This is a genomic window from Cellulomonas septica, from assembly GCF_012396155.1.
In the GTDB taxonomy this organism is placed as follows: Bacteria; Actinomycetota; Actinomycetes; order Actinomycetales; family Cellulomonadaceae; genus Cellulomonas; species Cellulomonas septica.
On the sequence record NZ_JAAXOY010000496.1, the window covers coordinates 1 to 2,743 of the forward strand.

Here is a 2,743-nt window from a genome sequence, read left to right on the forward strand (position 1 = left end):
CGCCCCGGTGCCGAGCGCCGCCGCACCCGCGGCGATCCCGCCGCCGACGGGCAGCACGTGGGCCAGTGCGCCGAGGCCGACGATCCCGAGCACGAGCGGTGCGACGACCGCCCGCATGCCGTGGTTGACGTCGCCGAGCTCGAGGACCAGGGCACGGCAGTCGCCGCAGTCGTCGAGGTGCTTCTCGACCTGCGCGTTCTCGCGCGTCCCGAGGCCCCCGCGCACGTAGGCGCCGAGCTTGCCGGAGACGGTGCGGCACCCCTCGTCGAGCGGGTCCTGCAGGTGCTGCTGGAGGTAGGCCTGCCGCAGGCCCTCGCGCGCGCGGTACGCGAGCGCGGCGACACCGTTCGCGGTCAGGCCGAGGATCGGGGCGATCTGCGCGGGCGAGAGCCCTTCGACCTCCGAGTGCCACAGGACGGCCTGCCACCGTTCGGGCAGCGAGTGGAACGCCCGCGACACGACGCCACGCTCGAACCCCTCGAGGGCCGGCTCCTCCGCGGTGCCGGCCCACGCGGTGCCGCGCTCGAGCGTCGCCAGGTCGTCCGTCGGCTCGACGCGCCGGGCCTTCTCGCGGCGGTCGGCGGCCGTGCGCCGCACGACGGTGAACAGGTAGGCGCGGAACGCGGACTCGGGGCCGTTCCCGCGCTGCAGCGCGCCGTGCACGGCGGTGAACGCGTCGGCGACGACGTCGTCCGCGTCGGCGTGCGAGTCGGTGTACTGGCGGGCGACGACGAACGCGGCACCCGCGTGACGTTCGTAGAGGGTGCCGAACGAGGCGGCGTCACCCGTGCGCACGGCAGCGATCAGCTCGGCGTCCCCTGTGACGCCGTCACCGAGCCGCGTGCTTGCCACCACGACCTGCTCCCGTCAGCGTTCTTCGTCGAGCGCACAGCCTGCCACAACGGATGGATCGGGTGTCCAGACCGCAATCGCCCAATTGCAACGTACGTGATGCTCCGGCGGTTCCGGGCGGCGAGCGGCGGGGAAAGCGCTCGAACGGGTGGGTGAAAAGTTCCGCATCCCGCGTCACCGACGGCGGGTGGCGCCCTCTCATCAGGCGTGACGACAGACATCGGCAGGGACGACGCCGCAGGCGTGGCACTGCGCGAGCGTTGGCGGCACGAGAGCCTCGGCTCGGTCTGGCTGCGGCCCGCGGACTGGTACCACCCCGCGGTCGACGACCTGGCCGGCGCGGTCCTCGACGACCGCGACCCGACGCTCGCGGCCGCCGAGCTCGGCCGTGCCCGCGGCTACGACGGGGTCGGGATCGCCGAGACGATCGACGACCTCGCGTGCCTGTACCGCTCGCGCGGCGAGGCACAGCCCCCGCTGCTCGCGGTGCGCGCGCTGTGCGACGGCTGGGCCGACGCGCAGGCGGCGGCCGTGTCGGTGGGCACGTCGCTCGACCCCGAGTCCGGCCTGCCGACGCGTCAGTACCTCGCGGTCCGGCTCGCCGAGACCTACCAGGACGGCGAGCGCGCGGCGCTGACCGCGCAGGAGTCCCACCACCTGGTCCTCGTCGACGTCGCCGCGGGTGCGGTGGACCCGTTCACCCGGGCGGCCCGGTCGGCCGCGATCGGTGCGGCGATGACCGCGACGTTCGGCGACGGCCACCCGATGGCCACGCTCGGCGGCGGCGTCTTCGCGGTGCTGTCGCGGCGGCAGGACCCGCTCGAGGAGCGCGTGTCCCGGCTGCAGGTCGAGATCGCGCGGAGGGTCGACCGCCTCGAGGTCAGAGCCGCGACCCGGCAGCCCGTCCGCGTCTGGGTCGAGCGGCTGCCGGCCACGCACGAGGAGGCGGTGCACACGCTGCGACGGGTCTCACGCCCCTGATCGGCTGCCCCCGCAGAGGGGCGTCGAAGGTCAAGCGCCGATAGGCGACGGTTCAACTGTCGCTACGGTGCAGGTCAGCGCGGAGTCGGACGGGTGCCCGGGACAAGTCGGGCGGATGCGTCTACCGTCTTTGTATGAACCCCGCCGAGCTCGCCCCTGACCCTGCACCCGCAGGCGACGCGTCCGCCCCTCACCCGGCCGGCGAGGGAGCGTCCACGAGCGGCGCCGCCGTCCCGTCGCAGCCCCGCCACCCCGGCGTCCCGTCCGACCTCGAGGACCTGGACGTCGACCTCACCGCCGACCCGCCCGGGCCGCTCCTCGCGACCGGGACCGTCGCGGACGTCTACGCGCTCGACGACCGGCGCGTCCTGCGGCGCGACCGCGACGGGCGCGACGCGTCGGGCGAGGCCGAGATCCTGCGGCACGTCGTCGCGCACGGCTTCCCCGCGCCCGCCGTGCTCGGCGTGCACGGCCCCGACCTGGTCGCCGAGCGGCTGCACGGGCCGACGCTGCTGCAGGCGCTGACGGCAGGCGAGGTGTCGATCCACGACGGCGCGCAGATCCTCGCCGACCTGCACCGCCGGCTGCACGAGATCCCCGCGCCCGACGGCTGGAGCGACACGCGGTCGCAGTGGCCGCACGTCACCGGCGGCCCGACGGTCGTGCACCTCGACCTGCATCCCGCGAACGTCATCCTCAGCGAGGCGCACGGGCCCGCGCTCATCGACTGGTCGAACGCCCGCAGCGGCCCGGCCGAGCTCGACGTCGCGCTCACCGCGCTCATCATCGCGGAGGTCGTCGTCGACGCCGGCGGCGAGTACTCCGCCGCGGCGCGCGCGCTGCTCGCCGCGTTCCTCACGTGCGTCGGCACCGACATGGTCAGCGCGCTCGACGACGCCGCCGCCGTCCG

3 protein-coding genes are annotated in these 2,743 nt (G+C 75.1%); 2 read left to right on the top strand and 1 reads right to left on the bottom strand.

Annotation, left to right across the window (positions count from 1 at the left end; translation table 11 throughout):
• Positions 1 to 852: sigma-70 family RNA polymerase sigma factor (locus HGA02_RS15630; protein WP_168679990.1), on the bottom strand; the 852-nt coding region annotated here is incomplete at its 3' end.
• A gap of 243 nt (positions 853 to 1,095) precedes the next feature.
• On the opposite strand from HGA02_RS15630, the gene HGA02_RS15635 reads away from it, so the two are divergent.
• Positions 1,096 to 1,833, top strand: coding sequence for a hypothetical protein (locus tag HGA02_RS15635; RefSeq protein ID WP_343035516.1), 738 nt, complete (start codon positions 1,096 to 1,098; stop codon positions 1,831 to 1,833).
• 134 nt (positions 1,834 to 1,967) lie between these two features.
• Positions 1,968 to 2,743 (top strand): phosphotransferase (locus tag HGA02_RS15640; protein WP_168679995.1); only part of this gene is annotated, 776 nt, incomplete at its 3' end.